The following is a 20,731-nucleotide window of genomic DNA, read 5'->3' on the forward strand; positions in this document are numbered from 1 at the left end:
GCCAAGACCTTGCCGCCCTGTGCCTGGTTACGCACATTCAGGCCACGTTGCTCAGGTGGGCCCGCGCGAACATCCCTGACCGTCATCTTGACCAGGCGGGTCTGCCCCTCGGGCCAAAATGCCGGGCGAAGGATGGAAGGGTCATTCCGATAAACCGCCCAGTCCTGCAGGTGCATATACAGGCTATAAAAGATCAAGCTCGGCGGTACGTCCGGGCTCCCCTCAATCCTGGGTGCATCGAGGCGATGGCGGACCAGTACAAAGTTGCGTGAGAAGGGCTTCGCTACACACAGTTCTTCAGTGAAGTAAGTGGTGGTCGGCGAGAGCTCGTCGATGCGATAGGCCACCACTTCTCCGTCGGCCAGGCAATGCACGCTGGATTGATCCAGGGTACCGGCTGTGCCGCTGTCGAAATGCACCCCGCCGTGCCAAAGGCCATTGCGGCCCAATGGGTAGTAACCGGCTGCTGCCTTGGCCATTTGGGTTAATTGAAGCAGTGAGTTGCTTTTGTCCTTAAAGGGATGGCTCCAGTTCTTCAATGGCGTCAGTGCGTCGTCACCTGATTGCGCAAGCGGTTGAGACGGAGCCGGGGACGTCTGCCGCGTCGGAGGGTCCGACACGTAAATCGGCTCTTCCCTACCAGGGCTGAAGAGCTCAAATAGCCGAGAAAACAAATTCGCCATGGTGCTTCACTCGAGGTCTGCAATAGGGCAACCCAGAGACATCCATAAGTCCCTGGATTGGCGAAGTCACAGAGAGTAAAGAGTTGCTATCCGTGGCGAATGTCGGAAGGTTCGCCTTTCCATGAAGGTTGCTTCCTGATCCTATTTGCTGAGTTGGTGAGGCGAATAATGGCTCAAAGCTAGCATTCCCCTGCCTCTACAAATCATTCCTTTGGCTGATTTGGCTGAAACATAACCTCTCTACAGTGCAGGTCTTCAAGCCAAGACCGTGCAGTCATAAAAAGGGATTCGTATGTTGCAGACCCGTGTTATCCCGCCCGCCGAAGGCGCCTACCAATATCCGCTGTTGATCAAGCGCCTGTTGATGTCCGGTACCCGCTACGAGAAGACCCGGGAAATCATCTATCGCGACAAGCTGCGCTACACCTACCCCACGCTGATCGAACGGGTCGCGCGCCTGGCCAATGTGCTCACGGAAGCCGGGGTCAAGGCCGGTGATACCGTGGCGGTGATGGACTGGGACAGTCACCGTTACCTGGAGTGCATGTTCGCCATCCCGATGATCGGCGCGGTGATCCACACCATCAACGTGCGCCTGTCGCCGGAGCAGATTCTCTACACCATGAACCACGCCGAGGACCGCTTTGTGCTGGTCAATAGCGACTTCGTGGGGCTCTACCAGGCCATTGCCGGGCAGCTCACCACAGTCGACAAGACGTTGCTGCTGACTGACGCGGCCGAAAAAACCGCCGAGCTGCCCAACCTGGTGGGCGAGTACGAAACCCTGTTGGCCGCTGCCAGCCCGAAGTACGACTTCCAGGACTTCGACGAACATTCCGTCGCCACCACCTTCTACACCACCGGTACCACCGGCAATCCCAAGGGTGTGTACTTCACCCATCGCCAACTGGTGCTGCACACCATCGGCGTGGCGACCATCATGGGCTGTGTCGACAGCGTGCGTCTGCTGGGCACCAACGATGTGTATATGCCGATCACGCCGATGTTCCATGTGCATGCCTGGGGCCTGCCGTATGTGGCGACCATGCTCGGCCTGAAGCAGGTCTACCCCGGCCGCTATGACCCGGAATACCTGGTGGAGCTGTGGCGCAAGGAAAAGGTCACCTTTTCCCACTGTGTGCCGACCATCCTGCAAATGGTGCTCAACGCCAAGGCGGCCCAGGGCGTTGATTTTGGCGGCTGGAAAATCGTCATCGGCGGCAGTGCCCTCAACCGCACGCTGTATGAAGCGGCCAAGGCCCGTGGGATTCAGCTGACCGCTGCGTACGGCATGTCCGAGACCGGGCCGTTGGTGTCCTGCGCCCACCTCAATGACGAGCTGATGGCCGGCACCGAGGACGAGCGCACCACCTACCGCATCAAGGCCGGCGTGCCCGGGCCCTTAGTGGAAGCGGCGATCATGGACGCTGAGGGGAATTTCCTGCCCGCCGACGGCGAGTCCCAGGGCGAACTGGTGCTGCGCGCGCCGTGGCTGACCGAGGGTTATTACAACGAACCGCAAAAGGGCGCCGAGCTGTGGGACGGTGGCTGGATGCACACCGGCGACGTAGCCACCCTCGACGCGTTTGGCGTGATCGACATCCGCGACCGCATCAAGGATGTGATCAAGACGGGCGGCGAGTGGATCTCCTCCCTGGCGCTCGAAGACCTGGTCAGCCGCCACCCGGCGGTACGCGAAGTAGCGGTGGTGGGCATCGCCGACCCGCAGTGGGGCGAGCGCCCGTTTGCCCTGTTGGTGGTGCGTGATGGCCATGTGATAGGGGCCCGCGAGCTCAAGGAACACCTCAAGCCTTTTGTCGAATTGGGCCATTTGAGCAAGTGGGCGATTCCGAGCCAGATCGCCGTTGTTACGGAAATTCCCAAGACCAGTGTCGGCAAGCTCGACAAAAAACGTATCCGCATTGACATCATCGAATGGCAAGCCAACAACAGTACGTTCCTGTCCACCCTTTGAGGTGATTTGCCGTGCCCTCGGGGCACGGCAGCGCTCTATCTCAACGCTTCACTTGTGATTTGCCCATTTTCAGCCATCCTTTCCGCGCCGGCCTTCGTCGGCGTGGCGAAAGGGCTGTGGTAGACGGGTTGGTGGTGCAAATCACACTTTAGAGGGATCAAGCGGTACCCCCTGCTGGCTATAGTCCCCCTCAGAGTTTTTCAAGGATGTTGCGCTTCGGGCCATGGGGGCCCGGTTGCCGGGCGGCATTGGAATCGTTGTATTCCGGCCGTTACATGCATCACAGAAAGAACTCACTGCCATAACAATAATGCACATGGAGTAGCGTCGATGACCTCAGTAAACCAGTTCTGGCGCCGGGCGCGACTGCCCCTGGCCGTCAGTCTCGCCTCTACGCTCGCCGGGCCCGCATTCGGCGTCAGTTTCAATATCGGTGAAATCGAAGGGAGCTTTGACTCGTCGCTGTCGGTGGGGGCGAGTTGGTCGACGGCGGGTCGAAATAAAGGCCTAATCGGCGTCAACAACGGTGGCAAGGGGTTGTCGCAAACCTCCGATGACGGTCACTTGAACTTCGACAAGGGCGATGCCTTCTCGAAGATCTTCAAGGGTGTCCATGACCTCGAATTGAAATATGGCGATACCGGCATCTTTGTGCGGGGCAAGTACTGGTATGACTTCGCACTGCAAAATGAAGACTTGGACTTCAAGAACGTCAGCAATGACAACCGCAAAGAGGGCGCCAAGTCCTCCGGCGGGCAGATCCTCGATGCATTTATCTACCACAACTACACCATCGCCGATCAGCCGGGCAACGTGCGGTTCGGTAAGCAGGTGGTCAGTTGGGGGGAAAGTACGTTTATTGGTGGCGGCATCAACTCCATTAACCCGATAGACGTGTCTGCGTTCCGTCGGCCAGGAGCCGAAATCAAGGAAGGCTTGATTCCCGTCAACATGTTCTACGTTTCGCAGACGCTGACCGATAACCTGTCGGCTGAAGCGTTCTACCAATTGGAGTGGGACCAGACCGTTACCGATAACTGCGGGACGTTCTTCTCCCAGCCGGATGTGGTTTCAGACGGTTGCAGCGATAACCTGCGTCTGCTGGCCAAGCGTTCGACTATTGCGGCCACCGCGCCGGGTCGCGGGGCACTCGCTCAGTTCGCTGCTCGGGGCGTGGACACCAACGAAGAAGGTACCTTGGTGCGTCGAGGCGGTGATCGGGATGCGCGTGACAGCGGCCAGTTTGGTGTGGCCATGCACTACAACTTTGAGCCGCTGGACACCGAGTTCGGCGCCTATTTCATGAACTATCACAGTCGTGCGCCGATCTTCAGCGCAACCGCGGCTCCTGCCTCCGCTTATGCAATTGCACCCGCCTTTGGCACGTTGGCGCCGGTGTTTATCGCTGGTAATTCCAAGTATTTTATCGAGTACCCAGAAGATATTCGTCTGTACGGTTTGAGCTTCTCGACCACATTGCCCACGGGGACGGCCTGGAGCGGGGAACTCAGCTATCGTCCTAACGCACCGGTACAGCTCAATACGACCGACATCCTTTATGCGGGCGTCAAAGATCTGGGTGGCACATTTTCGAATGCCTCCTTACTCACCGGTGCCAAGGGGCAGGACTTGAATGGTTACCGTCGTAAGGAAATCACTCAGTTCCAGACCACACTGACGCACTTTTTCGATCAGGTGATGGGGGCCAGTCGCTTGACTCTGGTGGGCGAAGTGGGTGTAACGCATGTGGGCGGGCTTGAGAGCAAGTCCAAGGTTCGTTATGGCCGCGATCCTGTCTTCGGGCCTGGTGCTTTGCCGTCTACCGGCGGCCGTAATACCTGCGCGCAAATCCTCAACCCATCCACTATCGGCGGGGCTGGCCCGGGTGCTGACGCCAGTAATGTATCCAAGTACTGCGATAACGATGGTTTCACCACGGCCACCTCATGGGGCTACCGTGGACGCGCCATTTGGGAGTACCCGGATATATTTGCCGGTGTAAACCTCAAGCCGAACGTGGCGTGGTCCCACGACGTCAAAGGTTACTCGCCTGGTCCTGGCGGCAACTTCGAGGAAGGTCGCAAGGCAGTCAGTTTGGGTGTGGACGCTGAGTACCAGAACACCTACACCGTGGGCTTGAACTACACCAACTTCTTTGGTGGCAAGTTCAGCACCGTGGACGATCGTGATTTTATCGCCTTGAGCGCGGGCATGAACTTCTAAGCACACTCTCATTAGCAGTATGTTTTCAGGAAGAATCAGAACATGAAAATAACTAAAAGTCTGTTGCACGTCGGTGTGCTTGGGCTGTCGATCCTGGCGAGCAACGTCATGGCGGCAGTCTCGGCGGATGAAGCTGCCAAGCTGGGCACGACCCTGACTCCGATGGGCGCCGAAATGGCCGGTAACGCGGCAGGCACCATTCCTAAGTGGTCGCCGCTGCCGACCAATGCCGGCGCGGTCGATGCCCGTGGTTTCCTGGCCAACCCATACGCCAGTGAACAACCGCAATTCACCATCACCGCGCAGAACGTCGAGCAGTACAAAGACAAGCTGGCCCCTGGGCAGTACGCGATGTTCAAGCGCTACCCGGACACCTTCAAGATGCCGGTCTACCCGACCCATCGCGGCGCCACCGTGCCGGCCGATGTGTTTGCCGCCATCAAGAAGAACGCCACCAACACCAACCTGGTGTCTGGCGGTAACGGCCTGGAAAACTTTGAAACCGCCGTGCCGTTCCCGATTCCGAAAAGCGGCGTCGAGGTGATCTGGAACCACATCACCCGTTATCGCGGCGGCAGCGTGACCCGCCTGGTGACCCAGGCCACGCCGCAAACCAACGGCTCGTTCAGCCTGGTGTATTTCAAAGACCAGTTCGTGTTCCGCGACAAAATGAAGGACTTCGACCCGAAAAACCCAGGCAACGTGCTGTTCTACTTCAAGCAGCAAGTGACCGCGCCGGCCCGACTGGCCGGGGGTGTGCTGTTGGTGCATGAAACCCTGGACCAGGTGAAGGAGCCACGCTCGGCGTGGGTCTACAACGCCGGCCAGCGTCGTGTGCGCCGCGCACCGCAGGTGTCGTATGACGGGCCGGGTACCGCTGCCGATGGCCTGCGTACCTCCGATAACCTCGATATGTACAACGGTGCACCGGACCGCTACGACTGGAAGCTGGAAGGCAAGAAAGAAATCTACATCGCCTCCAACAGCTACAAGATCGACGATCCTAAGCTCAAGTACGTCGACATCATCAAGGCCGGCCACATCAACCAGGACCTCGCACGCTATGAGCTGCGCCGCGTCTGGCACGTGGTCGCGACCCTGAAGGAAGGCCAGCGCCACATCTATGCCAAGCGTGACTTCTTCATCGACGAAGACACCTGGCAAGCGGCCGTGATCGATCACTATGACGGTCGTGGCCAACTGTGGCGTGTCGCCGAAGCCCATGCCGAGAACTACTACGACAAGCAAGTGCCGTGGTACGCCCTGGAAACGCTCTACGACCTGCAGTCCGGCCGCTACCTGGCCCTGGGCATGAAGAACGAAGAGAAGCAGGCCTATGATTTCGGCTTCACCGCCACCACCAGCGATTTCACCCCCGCGGCCCTGCGCCAGGACGGTGTTCGCTAAATTGCACTAGTGCTTCAATGTGGGAGGGGGCTTGCTCCCGATAGCGGTGTGACAGTCAGCGCATGCATTGACTGGTCCGCCGCTGTCGGGAGCAAGCCCCCTCTCACTTTTTGGTTGTGGCGATATTTCTTGTCGCAGTTATTTTCAGTCAATTGTTGCAAAGATCTACAAACCCTCCGCTTTTACCGCTAGTCTGCGGACATCTGCAATGCCGATAACAGCCTTCTACAAGAGCCCGGCGATGACTGATCTGTCTCGAATCCAGGGGCCTTCCAACGCGGTCGTCCCGTCCCTGGAAGGTCGCTTCTACAGGCCGCCGCTGCCTGACGGCTACGTGCTGCGCCCCCGTCTGTGCGAACGGCTGAGTGCAGGGCTGGACGGGCGACTGTTGCTGGTCAGTGCACCCGCGGGGTTCGGCAAGAGCTCATTGGCGGTGGAGTTCTGCCAGGGCTTGCCGGCCCATTGGCAAAGCCTGTGGCTGGGCCTGAGCCCCCGGGACAACGACCCTGGCCGTTTCCTCGAGCGCCTGCTCGACGGGCTGCAACAATACTTCCCGCAAATCGGCGCCCAGTCCCTGGGGCTGCTGAAAATGCGCCAGCGTCATCAACCCTTTGCCTTTGAAGAATGGCTCGATGGCCTGCTCGATGAGCTGGCCGTGCATTTGTCCACGCGCACGCCGCTGTTGCTGGTACTGGATGACTACCATCTGGCCCAGGGCCCGGTACTGGATCGCTGCCTGCAATTTTTCCTCAATCATTTACCCGATGGCCTGGTGGTGCTGGTCACCAGCCGCCAGCGCCCGGACTGGCACCTGGCGCGCCTGCGCTTGTCACGCCATCTACTGGAGCTGCATGAACAGGATCTGCGCCTGACTCACGACGAATCCCTGGCCGTGCTGGATCGCCACAGCAGTTCATTGCGTGGCGAGGCGCTGGATAACCTGATCCGCCGCAGCGAGGGTTGGGTCGCCGGGCTGCGTTTCTGGCTGCTCGCCGCCTCCGAGGCCGGTAACGAAGGCTCTTTGCCGCAAAGCCTGCACGGCGGGGAAGGGCTGATCCGTGATTACCTGCTCGAAGAGGTGATCGATTGCCTGCCGCCCGAAGTGCAGGCCTTTCTGTTCGATACTGCCCCTCAGGAACGCTTTTGCAGCGAGCTGTGCGACGCCGTGCGCGAAGCCCATGACAGCGCGGAAATCCTGCGCTACCTGCAAGCCCACCAGGTCTTTCTGGTACCTCTGGACGAGCAGGGTCACTGGTACCGTTACCACCATCTGTTTTCGGACCTGCTGCGCACGCGCCGCGCCACCAGTACCGCGCTGTTACCGGCGGCCAGCCTGCACCTGCGGGCCTGCCGCTGGTTCAACGCGCAAGGCTTGATCGATGAGGCGGTGGAACAGGCATTGCGTGCCGGCCATCTGGATGTGGCCGCCAACCTGGTACAGAACCTGTCCGAAGAGCAACTGCTGGCCGAACAGAACGTCGGCATGCTGCTGCGCTGGAAAATGGACTTGCCCGATAGCCTGCTGATCAGTACACCCCGGTTGATCGTGCTCTATAGCTGGGCCCTGGGGCTGGCGTGCCAGTTGGATGCGGCGGAAGAGTTGTCCAGTTACCTCAGTCGCTTCCTGCCGGCACCGTCGGCCACGGCGCAGAAGTCGATGCTGGCCCAGTGGCTGGCGCTCAGCGGGATTATCGCGCGTGGCCGCGGTGACCGCGAGTTGACCCAGCGTTATTGCAGCGAAGCCCTGGAAAGTTTGCCGCAGCGTCGCTATGGCCAGCGTTTGATGTGCCTGTCGACCTTGTCCAACCTGGCCATTGTCGACGCCGACCTGTGGCGCGCCCGCGGCCTGAACCGCGAGTCCCTGGAATTGGCGCAGCGGGTCGGAAACCCGCTGTTCGAAGCGCTGGCCCATTACGACCGTGCGCGAGTGTTGCAGGCGCGCGGCGAAATCCTGCGTTCCCTCGATGAAGTTCGCCAGGGCCTGCAACGCCTGCAGGGCCTGGCGCCGCAGCGGTTGTACGCCGTGCGTGCGCGATTGTCGCTCTATGAAGGTTATTTGCTGTTGGCGCGCTATCAGCCTGAGGCCGGCCTTGCTCGTCTGCGGGCCGGGCTGGTTGAAGCGCGCGCCTGTCGCGACATCAGCGTACTAATCGGCCATTGTGTGATCGCCAACTTCGAAGGGCGCCGCAACGACTTCCCCAAAGCCTTCGCCGAACTGGCCGAGGCCGAGCGCTTGATGCACATCTGGGACGTGCCGCCGATCTACTACCTGGCGATGATCACCCTGATTAAATGCGAATTGTGGCTGGCCCAGGGCCGCACCGACCTGGCTGATGCCTGGCTGACGCGGCTGGGGCAAACCTACAATGGTCAACACGCGGCTGCCGCGCCGGAGTTTCATCCGCACCTGCCGCAACATATCGGGCTGCAACAGGCCGCCCTCGATGCGATTCGCCATCAAGCGGATGCGGCGTTGGAGCGTCTTGAAGACCTGGCGCAACAGGCGCACAACAGTGGGCGACAAATGATTGCGCTGATGGCGCTGACCCAGCAGGCGCAACTGCTGCTGGAAAACGGCCAGGAAGCCAAGGCGCGGCCGGTGTTGGCGCGGGCGCTGGAGGCCGGCTCGGGAGGGGCATTGCAGCCGTTCCAGCGTTTGCTCGAAGGTTACCCGCAGTGGATGCGCGAACAGCTTGGCAAAGAGCCTCACGGCTTGCTGAACCAGAGCCTCTTGGCGCTGCTGCCGGCCGTTGCGGTCGCGGAGCCGTCGCCTGGTCATGAAGTCCTGAGCGCCCGTGAATTGGCGGTGCTGCAATTGATCGCCCAGGGGTGCTCGAACCAGGAAATCAGCAACCGCCTGTTCATCTCCCTGCATACGGTCAAGACCCACGCCAGCCATATCAACAGCAAGTTGGGGGTGGAGCGACGAACCCAGGCGGTGGCGCGGGCGCAAGAGTTGAGGTTGATTGGCTGAAACGTAAACCTTACGGCGGGCGAGCTTGCCCGCGTTGGGCTGCGAAGCGCACCCAGTCTGGTTTAATAGTGCAATTATTTTGGCGATGCTCGCCGGAAAACGATAATTCATTTGCACTGGAGGACCGCCCATGACCACCGCCAAGCCGACTCTCATCCGTGAAACCTTTCCCGTCGGCCCGTTGCAGTGCAACTGCACCATCATCGGTGACCCCATCACTAAAAAAGCCATCGTGGTCGACCCCGGTGGCAACCACGAATTGATCCTGGCGCGCCTCGATGCACTGGGCTTGAAGGTGGTGAGCATCATCCACACCCATGCCCATCTCGATCACTTCCTCGCCTCCGGCCAGTTGAAGGAGAAAACCGGTGCCACCCTGCACCTGCACAAGGATGATCAGTTTCTCTGGGACAACCTGGAAATGCAGTGCCAGATGTTCGGTGTGCCCTACACTCCGGTGCCTTCGCCAGACCAATGGCTGGTCGATGATGAAGCGTTGGCCTGCGGCTGTGGCGTGGCGCTGCACACGCCGGGGCACACACCCGGTTCGATGAGTTTCTGGTTTGCCGATGCCAAGCTCCTGATTGCTGGCGACACCTTGTTTCGACGCGGCGTAGGGCGAACGGATTTGTGGGGCGGCGACCAGGCGGCGATCGTGCGTTCGATCAAGCAGCGGCTCTATACGTTGGATGAAGGCGCGACGGTGGTAACCGGTCACGGCCCGGATACGCGGTTGGGGGATGAGATGCGTGAGAATCCCTTTGTGCGCGCGTAATGGGGCAGGGGACGTCGGTAGTCCAGCTTTCGGCGCTGTGGTGTCTGGAGAATTGCTGTAGCAAAAACACAGGTCGCGTTCAGCCTGCTTCTGCTACGGTTTCTGTAGCGGTAATCCTGGCCAGTTTTTTGTTACAGCTCTGGATGCGGTTGCGGAATTTTTACCGTTTGTCGCGTTCCAAACTCGGCACAGGTCCATTGCCTATGTCCTCTGCACCACAGAATGCAAAAGTAGGAGCTTCCTTCATGTTCACTCCGCGTCGTCTGCTTGTTGTCGCTACCGCCGTAGCCCTGTTGTCTGGCTGCGCTTCACCTAATCCATATGACGGCAGCCAGGGACAGGCAAATAATGGATCGCAAGGCGGCATGAGTAAAACCGCCAAGTACGGCGGCCTTGGTGCCCTGGCCGGCGCACTGGCCGGTGCGGCCATCGACCATAACAACCGTGGCAAGGGCGCGCTGATCGGCGCGGTGGTTGCCGGTGCAGGTGCGGCTGGCTATGGCTACTATGCCGACCAGCAGGAAAAGAAACTGCGCGAAAGCATGGCCAATACCGGGGTTGAAGTTCAGCGCCAGGGCGACCAGATCAAGCTGATCATGCCGGGCAATATCACATTTGCCACCAACTCGGACGCGATCTCCAGCAGCTTCTACCAGCCGCTGAACAACCTGGCCAACTCCCTCAAGCAATTCAATCAGAACACCATCCAGATTGTCGGTTACACCGACAGTACCGGCAGCCGTCAGCTGAATATGGACCTGTCCCAGCGTCGCGCGCAGAGCGTGGCCAACTACCTGACCTCGCAAGGCGTCAACGGTGCCAACCTGAGCGCGCGCGGTGCCGGTCCGGATAATCCGATTGCCAGCAACGCCGACGTTAACGGCCGTGCGCAGAACCGTCGTGTCGAAGTGAACCTCGGTCCGATCCCTGGTCAGCAGTACGGCCAACCAGGTGCCCAGCAACAGGCGCCACAACAAAACAACCAGTTCCAGGGCAACCCGTACTCGCAGTACCAGTAACTCTCAGCTGATAAAAGGGGCGTCGCGCAGTCAATGCGCGGCGCTTTTTTTTGTGGTGCTCCATGCGGGCGCTGTTCGACTCACTGTGCTGGTGAACTGAATGACTTGGAGGTGAAAGTCTCCTGCACGCCCGGCCAAGGGCGTGTTAGCTAGAGGCAAGGGTGTCGCGGGTGACTGCAACTGCCGCCTACGCGATGGCGGGTGTTTTACAGGCGGAACCGGCTGACGAGGGTGTTGAAGGAAGTCGCCAGGTTCGACAGCTCCTGGGTCGACGCATTGGTCTGGTGCGCACCGGCCGCTGTTTGTGTCGACAGGTCCTGGATATTCACCAGGTTGCGGTCGACTTCACGCGCCACGTGGGCCTGTTCTTCCGACGCCGTGGCGATCACCAGGTTGCGGTCGTTGATCTGGGAGATGCCCTCGGCGATTTGCTCCAGCGCTTCGCCCGTGGCCTGGGCGAGGGTCTGGGTGTCGTTGACCAGCGCCTGGCTCTTGCCCATGGCCCCCACGGCCTGATCGGCACTGGTTTGCACGGCATTGATCATGCCTTCGATTTCCCCGGTCGAGGCCTGGGTGCGGGCGGCGAGGGCGCGTACTTCGTCGGCGACTACCGCAAAGCCACGCCCCTGCTCACCGGCCCTGGCGGCCTCGATGGCAGCATTGAGCGCTAACAGATTGGTCTGCTCGGCGATACCGCGAATCACGTCCAGCACTTTGCCGATATCCCGAACCTGGCCGGCCAGGTCCTTGACCATGGTGGTCGAGGTGTCTATCTCGTTGGTGGCATGGTTGATTGCGACGACGGCCTTGCGTGCCTGGTCGCGGCCGTTGGTGGCCTGCTCGCTGGTGACCTGTGAGGCCTCGGAGGTGGATACGGCATTGCGTGCTACTTCTTCGACGGCCGAGGTCATTTCGGTCACCGCCGTTGCGGCTTGCTGAATTTCATCGTTCTGGCGAACCAGGCCGCGACTGCCGTTGTCGGTGACTGCGGTCAGTTCTTCCGCCGCTGAAGCCAGCTGATCTGCTGCGCTGGCAATTTGCTGGATCGTTTGTTTCAAGCTCGATTGCATATCGCCCAAGGCGTTCAGCAGTTGGCCGGTTTCATCACGGCGGCTGCTGCTGATGGCCTGGGTCAGGTCTCCGTCGGCAATGCGCCGTGCGCTGGTCACCGCGGTGGCAATCGGTCGGCTGATCAGGCGGTTGATAAACAGGCCTAGCGTGATCGCTGCAATAAACGCCAGGACAATGCCCGAGTACAACGTGTTCCTGGCCGAAGACTCCTGCACCGTGGCGTCTGCCGCACTGTCCGCAACCTTGCGATCGTTGGCGTCGATAATGATGGTCTGTTCATCCATCACGACGCGATAGGCTTTTTGCAGCTCGCCGAACAACAGCGTCCGGGCTTTATCAAATTCGCGGGCGTTCAGCAGCGTGAGGTACTGCTGCACCATGGCTTGATACACCGGCCAAGCGCGCTCCATTTTGTCGCCGGCCGCACGCTCGTCGGCCGTCATGGGGCGCTGGCGATACATGGAAAATGCTTTCTCGCTGGCCAGTTGGTTGGCGTTCATCGAGGCGAGGAATTCATCCTTTACACCCTGGGGCGCATCGCTGGCGTAGGCGATATACAGGCGATACAAATCGCGGCTTTGCCCTACGGCCTTAACCTTGTTTTGAGCGGTGTTGGCGATCGAGACCAGGTTGTTGTTGAACACCGACTTGAGGCTTTCCGACAGCGCAGATACCCCCCGGCTACCCAGCACGCCGACACCCAGGGTGATCAGGGCACACAGTGAGAAAGATGTGATTAGTTTGGTCGAGAGTTTTGCGTCATTCAGCCAGCTCATCGGTTTGCCCTAGAAAGGTGGATTCATCAACGGAGTGAAGGCCTGCACCTATGTCGGTGCCGGCAGTTGTCGTACCTCTATCGACAGTTTTATCCAGGACTTAAGGTTTGCTAGATGTGTTTGGTGCTGAAACGCCTCTAAAACGGGGGTTTTGGTGGGGTTAAGGGAGGTTTTAAGGTGTAAAGGAACGTGTTTTTCGAATCCTCAACGTTTTTAAAAATACGCTGTTAAGTTTGTAAATATGTATATATATCAAACAGATATTTTGTTTTTAGGCTGGCTTTGAGTTTTGCTCAAACGTGGAGATGTCAGCACATACGCTCAAGCATCGCCAAAATTTATAGAAAATCGTTCGTTTTTTTAAAAATCGTTATTAATGTGACTGTCGAAAATATGACCTTAGCGCTGAAAGCGTTGTTTTAGACGGTTTATCCAAAAACACACATTGATGGCATTTTGTCTTTTAACGTGTTGCCAAATATTCCTTGGCGTGAAATATTCGCGCTCTCTTGTCATATGACGTCAGATAACATCATGAATCATTCGATGCGCGCCAGCGTTTTGCGAATCTTCGAAAATCATGACCGCAGTTGCCTAGGGTAAAAGACATGCCGCGTAAAACGGGTAAGGGAAAAGGCATGAGACATGCCTTGGCGGGCGTACTCACGCTTGTCGTATGCATGGCCGGGAATGCACAGGGCCAGGCGCTGGATACCACAGCGTCACCCGGCAAGCGCCTGGCTGTCGCGGCGGATTGTGTGGCGTGCCACAGCTCGCCAGGCGGCAAGCCGTTCGCGGGTGGCTACCCGCTCAGCTCGCCGATGGGGGTGATTTATTCGACCAATATCACGCCGTCCATGTCCGCCGGTATCGGCGCCTACACCGCCGAGCAATTTGCCCGTGCAGTTCGGGACGGCGTAACGCCGGATGGCACGCATCTCTATCCGGCCATGCCATACACGTCCTACGCGAAGATGACCGACGCTGACGTGGCAGAGCTCTACCACTATTTCATGCACGAAGTGCAGCCCGTCGACGCTATGACGCAGAAGACCCACTTGGACTTCCCATTCAGCATCCGCGCCTCGATGCTCGGCTGGAATGCGTTGTTTCATAGCCAGAAGCGTTTCACCCCGGACCCCGGCAAATCTGCCGAAGTGAATCGCGGCGACTATCTGGTCAACGCCCTGGCTCACTGCGATACCTGCCACACCCCGCGCAACGTGCTGATGGCCGCCGATAACAGTAGGCCACTTGCCGGCGGCGCACTGGGCAGTTGGTACGCGCCCAATATCACCTCTGACAAGACCAGCGGGATCGGTGCGTGGTCCAGCGATGAACTGGTGGCGTACCTGCGCACCGGCCATGTCGAAGGCAAGGCGCAGGCCGCCGGGCCGATGGCTGAAGCGGTCGAACATAGCCTGCAGTATCTGGACGAGGTCGACCTCAAGGCCATTGCCGCATACCTGTTGCAAACTCCACCGATCAACACCGGCGAGACCAAGGCGCGCCACGCGTTCGGCCAGGCCTCCACCGATGAGCTGACCCTGCGCGGCGGCAAGCCCGACGCCAACGCGGGCTGGCACATCTTCAGCGGCACCTGCGCCAACTGCCACCAGGCCAATGGCCAGGGCACCCGTGAATACCCCTCGCTGTTTCATAACACCGCCGCCAGTCGCAGTGACAATCTGATCGCCGCGATTGTGTACGGCGTGCACCGTGAAGTGGATGGCGTGGCCATCGACATGCCGGCATTCGGCCCGGATGCACTGTTCACCGATCGTCTCAACGACCAGCAGATCGCCGATGTGAGCAACTATGTCCTGTCCCGTTACGGCAACGACGCGTTGGTCGTGACCGCTGCCGATGTCGCCCAGGTTCGCGAGGGCGGGCCCAAGGCACCGTTGGCAGTGGTGGCCAAGTTCACCCTTCCGGCGATCCTCGTTGCCTGCATCCTGATTGCCTTGGTGGTGATCCTATTTTTCCGTCGCCGACGCCGGGAGGTTTGAACCATGGACTCATCCATCAATGCGCTCTCACGCCGCAGCCTGCTGCGTGGTTCGGTCACGCTGGGGCTGACCGCGCTGGTCAGCGGCCTGGTGCCCTGGCAATCAGCCATGGCCGCCGCCCAGTCAGATGCTGATTTTGTCGCCCTGTCACAGTTCCTGGTCAGCCGTCCGATCAACGCGGTGCTGGCGGCACGTTATTACGCAGCCTTGGACAAGCGTGCGCCGAACTTCTCGACCAACGCTATCGCCCTCAAGCAGTTGATCGCCGAGCGCGGCCTCAAGCATGTCGATGAATATCTGGCGCTGGCCGATGCCGATCCCTCGTTGAAGGCGACGGCCACCAGCATCATTTCTGCCTGGTACCTGGGCATTGTCGGCGAGCCGGCCGACGCCGAACTGATCGGCTACAGCGAAGCGCTGATGTACCGGCCAACCCGCGGCACCCTCATCATCCCCACTTACGGTGGTGGCCCGGATTCATGGGGCCCCAAACCTAAAGCGCCACAGGATTTCAAACTATGAGCAACGCTGATTTCGATGCCGACGTAGTCATCATCGGTTCTGGTGTCATGGGTGGGTTGATTGCGACCGGCCTGGCCAAGGCGAACAAGTCGGTGATCGTTCTTGAGGCAGGCCCTCGGGTCAATCGCCGCGATGTGGTAGAAACCTTCCGCAATGCGCCGGTCAAGCTGTCCCTGGCCAACGCCAAATTGCAAGGTGCCGGTTCGCCATACCCGAGCTTGCCGCACGCGCCGTCGACCTATGGCGATTACTTGCAACAGGTCGGTCCGGTCAAATACAACACCTCTTACCTGCGCGTCGTAGGCGGCACCACCTGGCACTTCGGCTCATCGCTGTGGCGCATGCTGCCGAACGATTTTCGCTTGAAGTCGCTGTATGGCCGCGGTCGTGACTGGCCGATCAGCTACGACGAGCTCGAGCCGTTCTACGCCCGCGCCGAAACGGAGCTGGGCGTCTCCGGTGTCGATGGCCAGGACGAAAGCGGGCAAGGCGGTGAGGCTTATCCGCCGCGTTCGATCCCGTACCCGATGGAGGGGCTCAAGCCCAGCTACATGTTCACCCGTCTTTCGGAAATGCTCGGCAAGGGCGGCTATAACCCAATCCTGGAGCCCAACGGCCGCGCCACTCGCCCGTATGGCAAGCGACCGCCGTGCGCTGGCAATAACAACTGCAACCCGGTGTGCCCGATTGCCGCCAAGTACGACGGTTCGATGCACATCGACGAGGCTGAGCGGCATGGTGCCAAGGTCCTGGAAAACTCGGTGGTGTACAAAATCGAGGCGGGGGAGGACGGCAAGATCACCGCTGTCTGGTACATGCGCCCCGACAAATCGACCCACAAGCTGACGGCGCGTTATTTCGTGCTGGCCGCCTATGGCATCGAATCGCCGAAGTTGCTGTTGATGTCGACTTCCGAGCAATACCCCAACGGCATTGCCAACTCGTCCGACCAAGTGGGTCGCAACCTGATGGACCATACCGGCATCAGCATGAATGTGATGACCAAGGAAGACATGTGGCCGGGCGAAGGTCCCACACAATTGCTGGTATACCTGAACAGCCGCGACGGGGCGTTCCGCAAGGACTACCCCGGCTACAAGATCAAGGTGCGCAACACCGTGCCAACATCGCAAATCACCTCCAACCTGATCGCCAAGGGCGTGTTGGGTTCCAAGCTGGATGAGCAGATTCGCCTGCAGTCGGCACGTTCGCTGAACTGGGCGGTCGACTTCGAAACCCTGCCGCTGCCAGAGAATCGCGTCACTCCGAGCAAGACCAAGTTCGACGCCATCGGCCTGCCGGTGCCAGAGATCTACTACAGCGTTCCTGACTATTGGCATGCCGGTAAAGAGAAAGCGCTGGAGGACTTCAAGCAGTTCGCCAAGTTGCTGGATGCGGACATCCTCAGTACCGACGTCGGCTTCCAGAACCGTCAGCACATCATGGGCACTACCATCATGGGCGATGACCCGAAGGATTCGGTGGTTGACCGCGATTGCCGCAGCCATGATCACGCGAATCTGTTTATTGCAGGCACCAGCGTGATGCCGTCGTCGTCTTGCGTGAACCCGACGCTGACCGGCGCCGCCTTGAGCATTCGTATTGCCGACGTACTGGTGAGCGAAGTCTGAGTCGACGGGTATTTGATTGTTGATTTTGATCGTTCCCATCGCGTGGGAACGATCAGCCCCCTCACGCCAAGGGCGCAGGGGGCTTTTTTGTAAGGCTTTGCATCAGTCGATGTATTCGAACACTTTCACAATCTTCTGTACGCCTGACACACCTTGCACCAGGTTGGCCGCACGGGTCGCTTCCGCCTGGGTCAGCAAGCCCATCAGGTAAACGATACCGTTGTCGGTCACGACTTTGATGCGCGAGCCAGGAATCGCGTTATCGGTCAGCATCTGCGCCTTGATCTTGGTGGTCAGCAAGGCATCGTTGCTGATAGCCAGCAGGGTGATCGGGTCCATCACCTGCAATTCGTTGTGGACCTTCTTGACCCGTTGAACAGTCGAGGCCGCTTGTTCGGCCTGGGCTTTCAGGTCGGCGCGCGGTGTTTGCCCGGCAAGCAGTACCACGCCGTTGAAGCTGGTCACGACGATACGCGACGCGCCGTTGCCCAGGTCTGGCGAGGCCTTGGCGATGTTGACTTCGACCTTTGTTTCGATCAACGAGTCGTCGATCTTGCTGCCAAAGGTACGGGTGCCCTTGTCGTCCTGGATGGGGGTGTCACGTGTCGCAGTGATTGCCGTGCTGCACCCGCTGATGCTGAGGCATAGCGTGATGGCCAATAGGCTGAGGCGTTTAACGGTCATTCTTCACTCCCGAACAGTTGGCTGTCGATCAGATCGCACAGGCAGTGGATCGCCAGCAGATGGACTTCCTGAATACGTGCGGTGACAGTGGCCGGGACGCGAATCTCCACATCCTCGGGCAACAGCAGCGACGCCATGCCGCCGCCATCGCGTCCGGTCAATGCTACGACAATCATTTCACGATCATGTGCGGCCTGGATCGCCTGAATAATATTCGCCGAGTTGCCGCTGGTGGAAATCGCCAGCAACACATCACCCGGTTGGCCCAGGGCACGGATTTGCTTGGAGAAGATTTCGTTGTAGCTGTAGTCGTTGGCGATCGAGGTGATCGTCGACGAATCTGTGGTCAAGGCAATGGCCGGCAGGCTCGGCCGCTCGCGCTCGAAGCGGTTGAGCAGTTCGGACGAGAAATGCTGGGCATCGCCGGCCGAACCGCCGTTGCCGCACGAAAGCATTTTGCCCTCGTTGAGCAAGGCATTGACCATGACCTGACTGGCTTGCTCGATGTGCGGTGCAAGTACGTCCATCGCCTGTTGCTTGGTGTCGATGCTGGCCTGGAAAAGCTGGCGAATTCGGGATTGCATGTCCATCTGTGTGACCTTAAGTAGCGCGGCTGTTTGGCACAGGTATGTGCAGCCCGCAAAGCAAAGAGCAAAAGTGTGTGGTGAAAATGTCCGGCGAATCAGCTGTCGAAGGCGTCTTTGAGCCAGGTCAGATCAGCAAGGCCTGCCGGTGTGCTTTCCATGGCAACCACATCGAAACGGCAGGGGGAGTCAGACCAGCGGTGCTCCTTGAGTAGGAAGTACTGCGCGGCGAGTATCAGCTTCTGACGCTTGCGCCCGTCAATACTGGCGAGCGCGCCACCCCATTGTGCGTGTTTTCTGTAGCGGACTTCGACGAATACTACTGTATCGCCGTCAAGCATGACCAGATCAAGCTCGCCGCGTTTACACAACCAGTTCTGCGCCAGAAGGCGCAGACCCTGTTGTTGCAGGTATTTCAGAGCTTGAAGTTCGGCATCCTTGCCGCTTTTTGCGCTGGACCGCTCAGGCATCAGCGTGGAGTATCAGGCAGGCGCTGGACCTCGCCGCCAACGAATTTCGCCCATGGCATCTGGCGGTCGACGCGCTGGTTGGGGCTGATACCCAGGCTGCCCGAAAGGCCATCAACCCGTGTATCCGGCAGGGCCTTGAGCTGACCCAGGCGTGGCGCCAGGCGGTAGGCATCGACACCCATTGCATACAGGCGGCCGAGGCTGCCATTGGCTTGTGGCCATTGCGCGGCGACCTGGTTGCGCAGCGGGTCGGTGGTGTTGAGCAGCCAAGGGGTTTCGCAGAACATCACGTTGGTCATGTCCAGGTACTGGTTCTTGTCGCCGCTGGCACTGAATACGTGGGACGTGGCGTACACCGGTACATCACCGGCGTATTGGAAGTTCAGGGTCGGCTTGATCTGCTGGGCCAGTTGCGGGGTCACGGCCAGGAAGATGAACTCGATGTCCTGGCGACGCGAAGGTTGCGCGGCCACGTCGGTGCCGACGGTGCTTTGCAGGCTCTTGGCGCGGCCTTCGCTTTTGCGCAGTTGGAACAAGTCGGCGATCTGCTGTGCAAGGGCGACCGGCTGGTCGACGTACTCGACGCCTACGACGGTGCCGCCATTGGCTTCCCAATCCTGGCGGAAGGCTTTGTAGACGCGCTCGCCCCATTCGCCACGCGGCACCATGGCAGCGGCGCGGTGCAGGCCATCGGCACGGGCGCGACGTGAGACTTCGCGGGCTTCGTCTTCAGCGGCCAGGCCGAACTGGAACAGCTGGGCCGGGCTTTGATCGGTCTCGCTGTAGTTCAGTGCCAGGGTGGTGATCGGTAATTGCGGACGTGCGCTGAGCTGTTTGACCAGTGGTTTTTCCAGCGGACCGACGACCAGTTGCACGCCGGCAGCCTGGGCCTTGGCGTAGAAGTCGTCGAGGGAGGCCAGGCGCGAGCTGTCGTAGAACTCGATCACCGGCGGTCGCTGGCCGGCTTGCTCAGCCTGGTAATGCGCAGCCATGAAACCTTCACGCAGCGCCTTGCCGACGGACGCCAGCGGGCCCTCCTGTGGCAGCAGCAGGGCGATCTTGTTCAGGGGCTGGCTGGCGAGTTCCTTGAGCTTGGTCAGCGGGGTTGGCAGTTGCACGGCCGCCGGGTGCCCTGGGTTCTGCGCGCGCCAGGTGTCGATCGCCGCCTGTTGTTGCTCCAGGGTGCCAGCGCCCTTGACGGCCTGGGCCAGGGTGATCCAGCCGTCCATTGTCGGGTTGCCGCTGGCTTGCAGTTGCTCGGCCGGGAGTGCGGCAATCAACGTCCAGATGGCTTCGTGGTTGCTCTTGGCGACATCACCGCTGAGCAATGGCGCCATGGCCACACGCTCGCGAGCCGCGGCCAGGGTCTGGCCATCGGCTTCATAGGCGCGAGCGTGCACGGTGCCGGTGCGGATCTGCTGCTCGGGCGGCAGATCCTTCAGGCTTTGCAGGCTAGGGTGGTTCAGGGCGGTCAACGCAGCCTTGGGCTGGTTGCGCGTCATCGCCAGTTCGGCGGCCAGGGTGCTGGCAAAGATTTGTGCGGCGGGTTTGAGAACATCCAGCGGCACCTGCGCAAGGATCTGCGACGAGCGGCCGGGGTTGTTCTGGCGGTAGGCCATGTCAGCCGCACTCAGGCGCAGCAAGGCCGCCTTTTCTGGCGTCTTGGCGGTGGTCGCCTGTTCGAGCAGTTGCTCGATACTGGCATCCGGGGTCCGTGGAAGGTCGCCAAGGCTGGACGAGGGCGAGCTGGCGCAAGCGGCCAACAAGGCAGCGAGGCAAAGGGCGGAGAGCAGCCGCAGGCAAGCGATCATGTAAGTGTCCTGATACCGATCAAATTAGCGTGGAATTGTACCCAAGCACTGGCCCAGGCGCGATGTTACTGGCGTGAAACTGTCGATTTAGGTCGTGTAAATGTTGCGATTGGCTGT

At 59.8% G+C, this 20,731-nt stretch carries 14 protein-coding genes and 2 pseudogenes; 9 read left to right on the forward strand and 7 right to left on the reverse strand.

Annotated elements, in window-relative coordinates:
- Positions 1–479: pseudogene (locus ACODSV_RS25245) on the reverse strand (hypothetical protein); the annotation flags it as partial.
- A 496-nt stretch (positions 480–975) separates the two neighbouring features.
- On the opposite strand from ACODSV_RS25245, the gene ACODSV_RS25250 reads away from it, so the two are divergent.
- The 6 genes from ACODSV_RS25250 (at position 976) to ACODSV_RS25275 (ending at position 11,056) form a co-directional block, all read left to right on the forward strand.
- Positions 976–2,658, forward strand: coding sequence for a fatty acid--CoA ligase (locus ACODSV_RS25250; RefSeq protein WP_150095585.1), 1,683 nt, complete (start codon positions 976–978; stop codon positions 2,656–2,658).
- Between the two features lie 330 nt (positions 2,659–2,988).
- Complete coding sequence (locus ACODSV_RS25255; RefSeq protein ID WP_150054220.1) at positions 2,989–4,881, forward strand: DUF1302 domain-containing protein; 1,893 nt, start codon at positions 2,989–2,991, stop codon at positions 4,879–4,881.
- A gap of 42 nt (positions 4,882–4,923) precedes the next feature.
- The gene (locus ACODSV_RS25260) at positions 4,924–6,288 is read left to right on the forward strand and encodes a DUF1329 domain-containing protein (RefSeq protein ID WP_024073504.1); all 1,365 of its coding nucleotides are present in this window, start codon (positions 4,924–4,926) and stop codon (positions 6,286–6,288) included.
- Between the two features lie 241 nt (positions 6,289–6,529).
- Positions 6,530–9,262, forward strand: a complete 2,733-nt coding sequence (locus tag ACODSV_RS25265) for a winged helix-turn-helix domain-containing protein (protein WP_150054937.1) — start codon at positions 6,530–6,532, stop codon at positions 9,260–9,262.
- A 130-nt stretch (positions 9,263–9,392) separates the two neighbouring features.
- The gene (locus ACODSV_RS25270; protein ID WP_024073506.1) at positions 9,393–10,037 is read left to right on the forward strand and encodes an MBL fold metallo-hydrolase; all 645 of its coding nucleotides are present in this window, start codon (positions 9,393–9,395) and stop codon (positions 10,035–10,037) included.
- 245 nt (positions 10,038–10,282) lie between these two features.
- The gene (locus tag ACODSV_RS25275; protein WP_150054939.1) at positions 10,283–11,056 is read left to right on the forward strand and encodes a YiaD family glycine zipper/OmpA-like lipoprotein; all 774 of its coding nucleotides are present in this window, start codon (positions 10,283–10,285) and stop codon (positions 11,054–11,056) included.
- Between the two features lie 206 nt (positions 11,057–11,262).
- On the opposite strand, the gene ACODSV_RS25280 is transcribed toward ACODSV_RS25275, so the two are convergent.
- Both ACODSV_RS25280 and ACODSV_RS25285 read right to left on the reverse strand, forming a co-directional pair.
- Positions 11,263–12,126, reverse strand: coding sequence for a methyl-accepting chemotaxis protein (locus ACODSV_RS25280; protein WP_411741569.1), 864 nt, complete (start codon positions 12,124–12,126; stop codon positions 11,263–11,265).
- Positions 12,118–12,903, reverse strand: a pseudogene (locus tag ACODSV_RS25285) (MCP four helix bundle domain-containing protein); the annotation flags it as partial. The pseudogene ACODSV_RS25285 and the gene ACODSV_RS25280, both read right to left, overlap by 9 nt.
- Positions 12,904–13,541: 638 nt before the next feature.
- On the opposite strand from ACODSV_RS25285, the gene ACODSV_RS25290 reads away from it, so the two are divergent.
- Genes ACODSV_RS25290 through ACODSV_RS25300 form a run of 3 tightly spaced genes read left to right on the forward strand, consistent with a single transcriptional unit; the run spans position 13,542 to position 17,065 of the window.
- Positions 13,542–14,912 (forward strand): cytochrome c, encoded by a 1,371-nt coding sequence (locus ACODSV_RS25290; RefSeq protein WP_150054941.1) that lies wholly within the window; start codon positions 13,542–13,544, stop codon positions 14,910–14,912.
- A 3-nt stretch (positions 14,913–14,915) separates the two neighbouring features.
- Positions 14,916–15,434 (forward strand): sugar dehydrogenase complex small subunit, encoded by a 519-nt coding sequence (locus ACODSV_RS25295; RefSeq protein WP_150054942.1) that lies wholly within the window; start codon positions 14,916–14,918, stop codon positions 15,432–15,434.
- Entirely contained in the window at positions 15,431–17,065 is a 1,635-nt protein-coding gene (locus tag ACODSV_RS25300; RefSeq protein ID WP_150054943.1) for a GMC family oxidoreductase, read from the forward strand. The genes ACODSV_RS25295 and ACODSV_RS25300 overlap by 4 nt, the downstream gene beginning before the upstream one ends.
- A gap of 102 nt (positions 17,066–17,167) precedes the next feature.
- Here ACODSV_RS25300 and ACODSV_RS25305 read toward each other — a convergent pair whose 3' ends face one another.
- From ACODSV_RS25305 to ACODSV_RS25320, 4 genes are all read right to left on the reverse strand, one after another.
- Complete coding sequence (locus tag ACODSV_RS25305) at positions 17,168–17,749, reverse strand: BON domain-containing protein (protein WP_150054944.1); 582 nt, start codon at positions 17,747–17,749, stop codon at positions 17,168–17,170.
- Entirely contained in the window at positions 17,746–18,339 is a 594-nt protein-coding gene (locus ACODSV_RS25310; protein ID WP_024073509.1) for a phosphoheptose isomerase, read from the reverse strand. Before ACODSV_RS25310 ends, ACODSV_RS25305 begins: the two co-directional genes overlap by 4 nt.
- A gap of 92 nt (positions 18,340–18,431) precedes the next feature.
- A complete protein-coding gene (locus ACODSV_RS25315) occupies positions 18,432–18,803 on the reverse strand; it encodes a YraN family protein (RefSeq protein ID WP_024073510.1) in 372 nt (123 codons plus the stop codon).
- Complete coding sequence (locus tag ACODSV_RS25320) at positions 18,803–20,614, reverse strand: penicillin-binding protein activator (RefSeq protein WP_150054945.1); 1,812 nt, start codon at positions 20,612–20,614, stop codon at positions 18,803–18,805. Before ACODSV_RS25320 ends, ACODSV_RS25315 begins: the two co-directional genes overlap by 1 nt.
- Positions 20,615–20,731: the final 117 nt, after the last annotated feature.

The sequence above is a fragment of the Pseudomonas sp. FG86 genome (assembly GCF_057808775.1).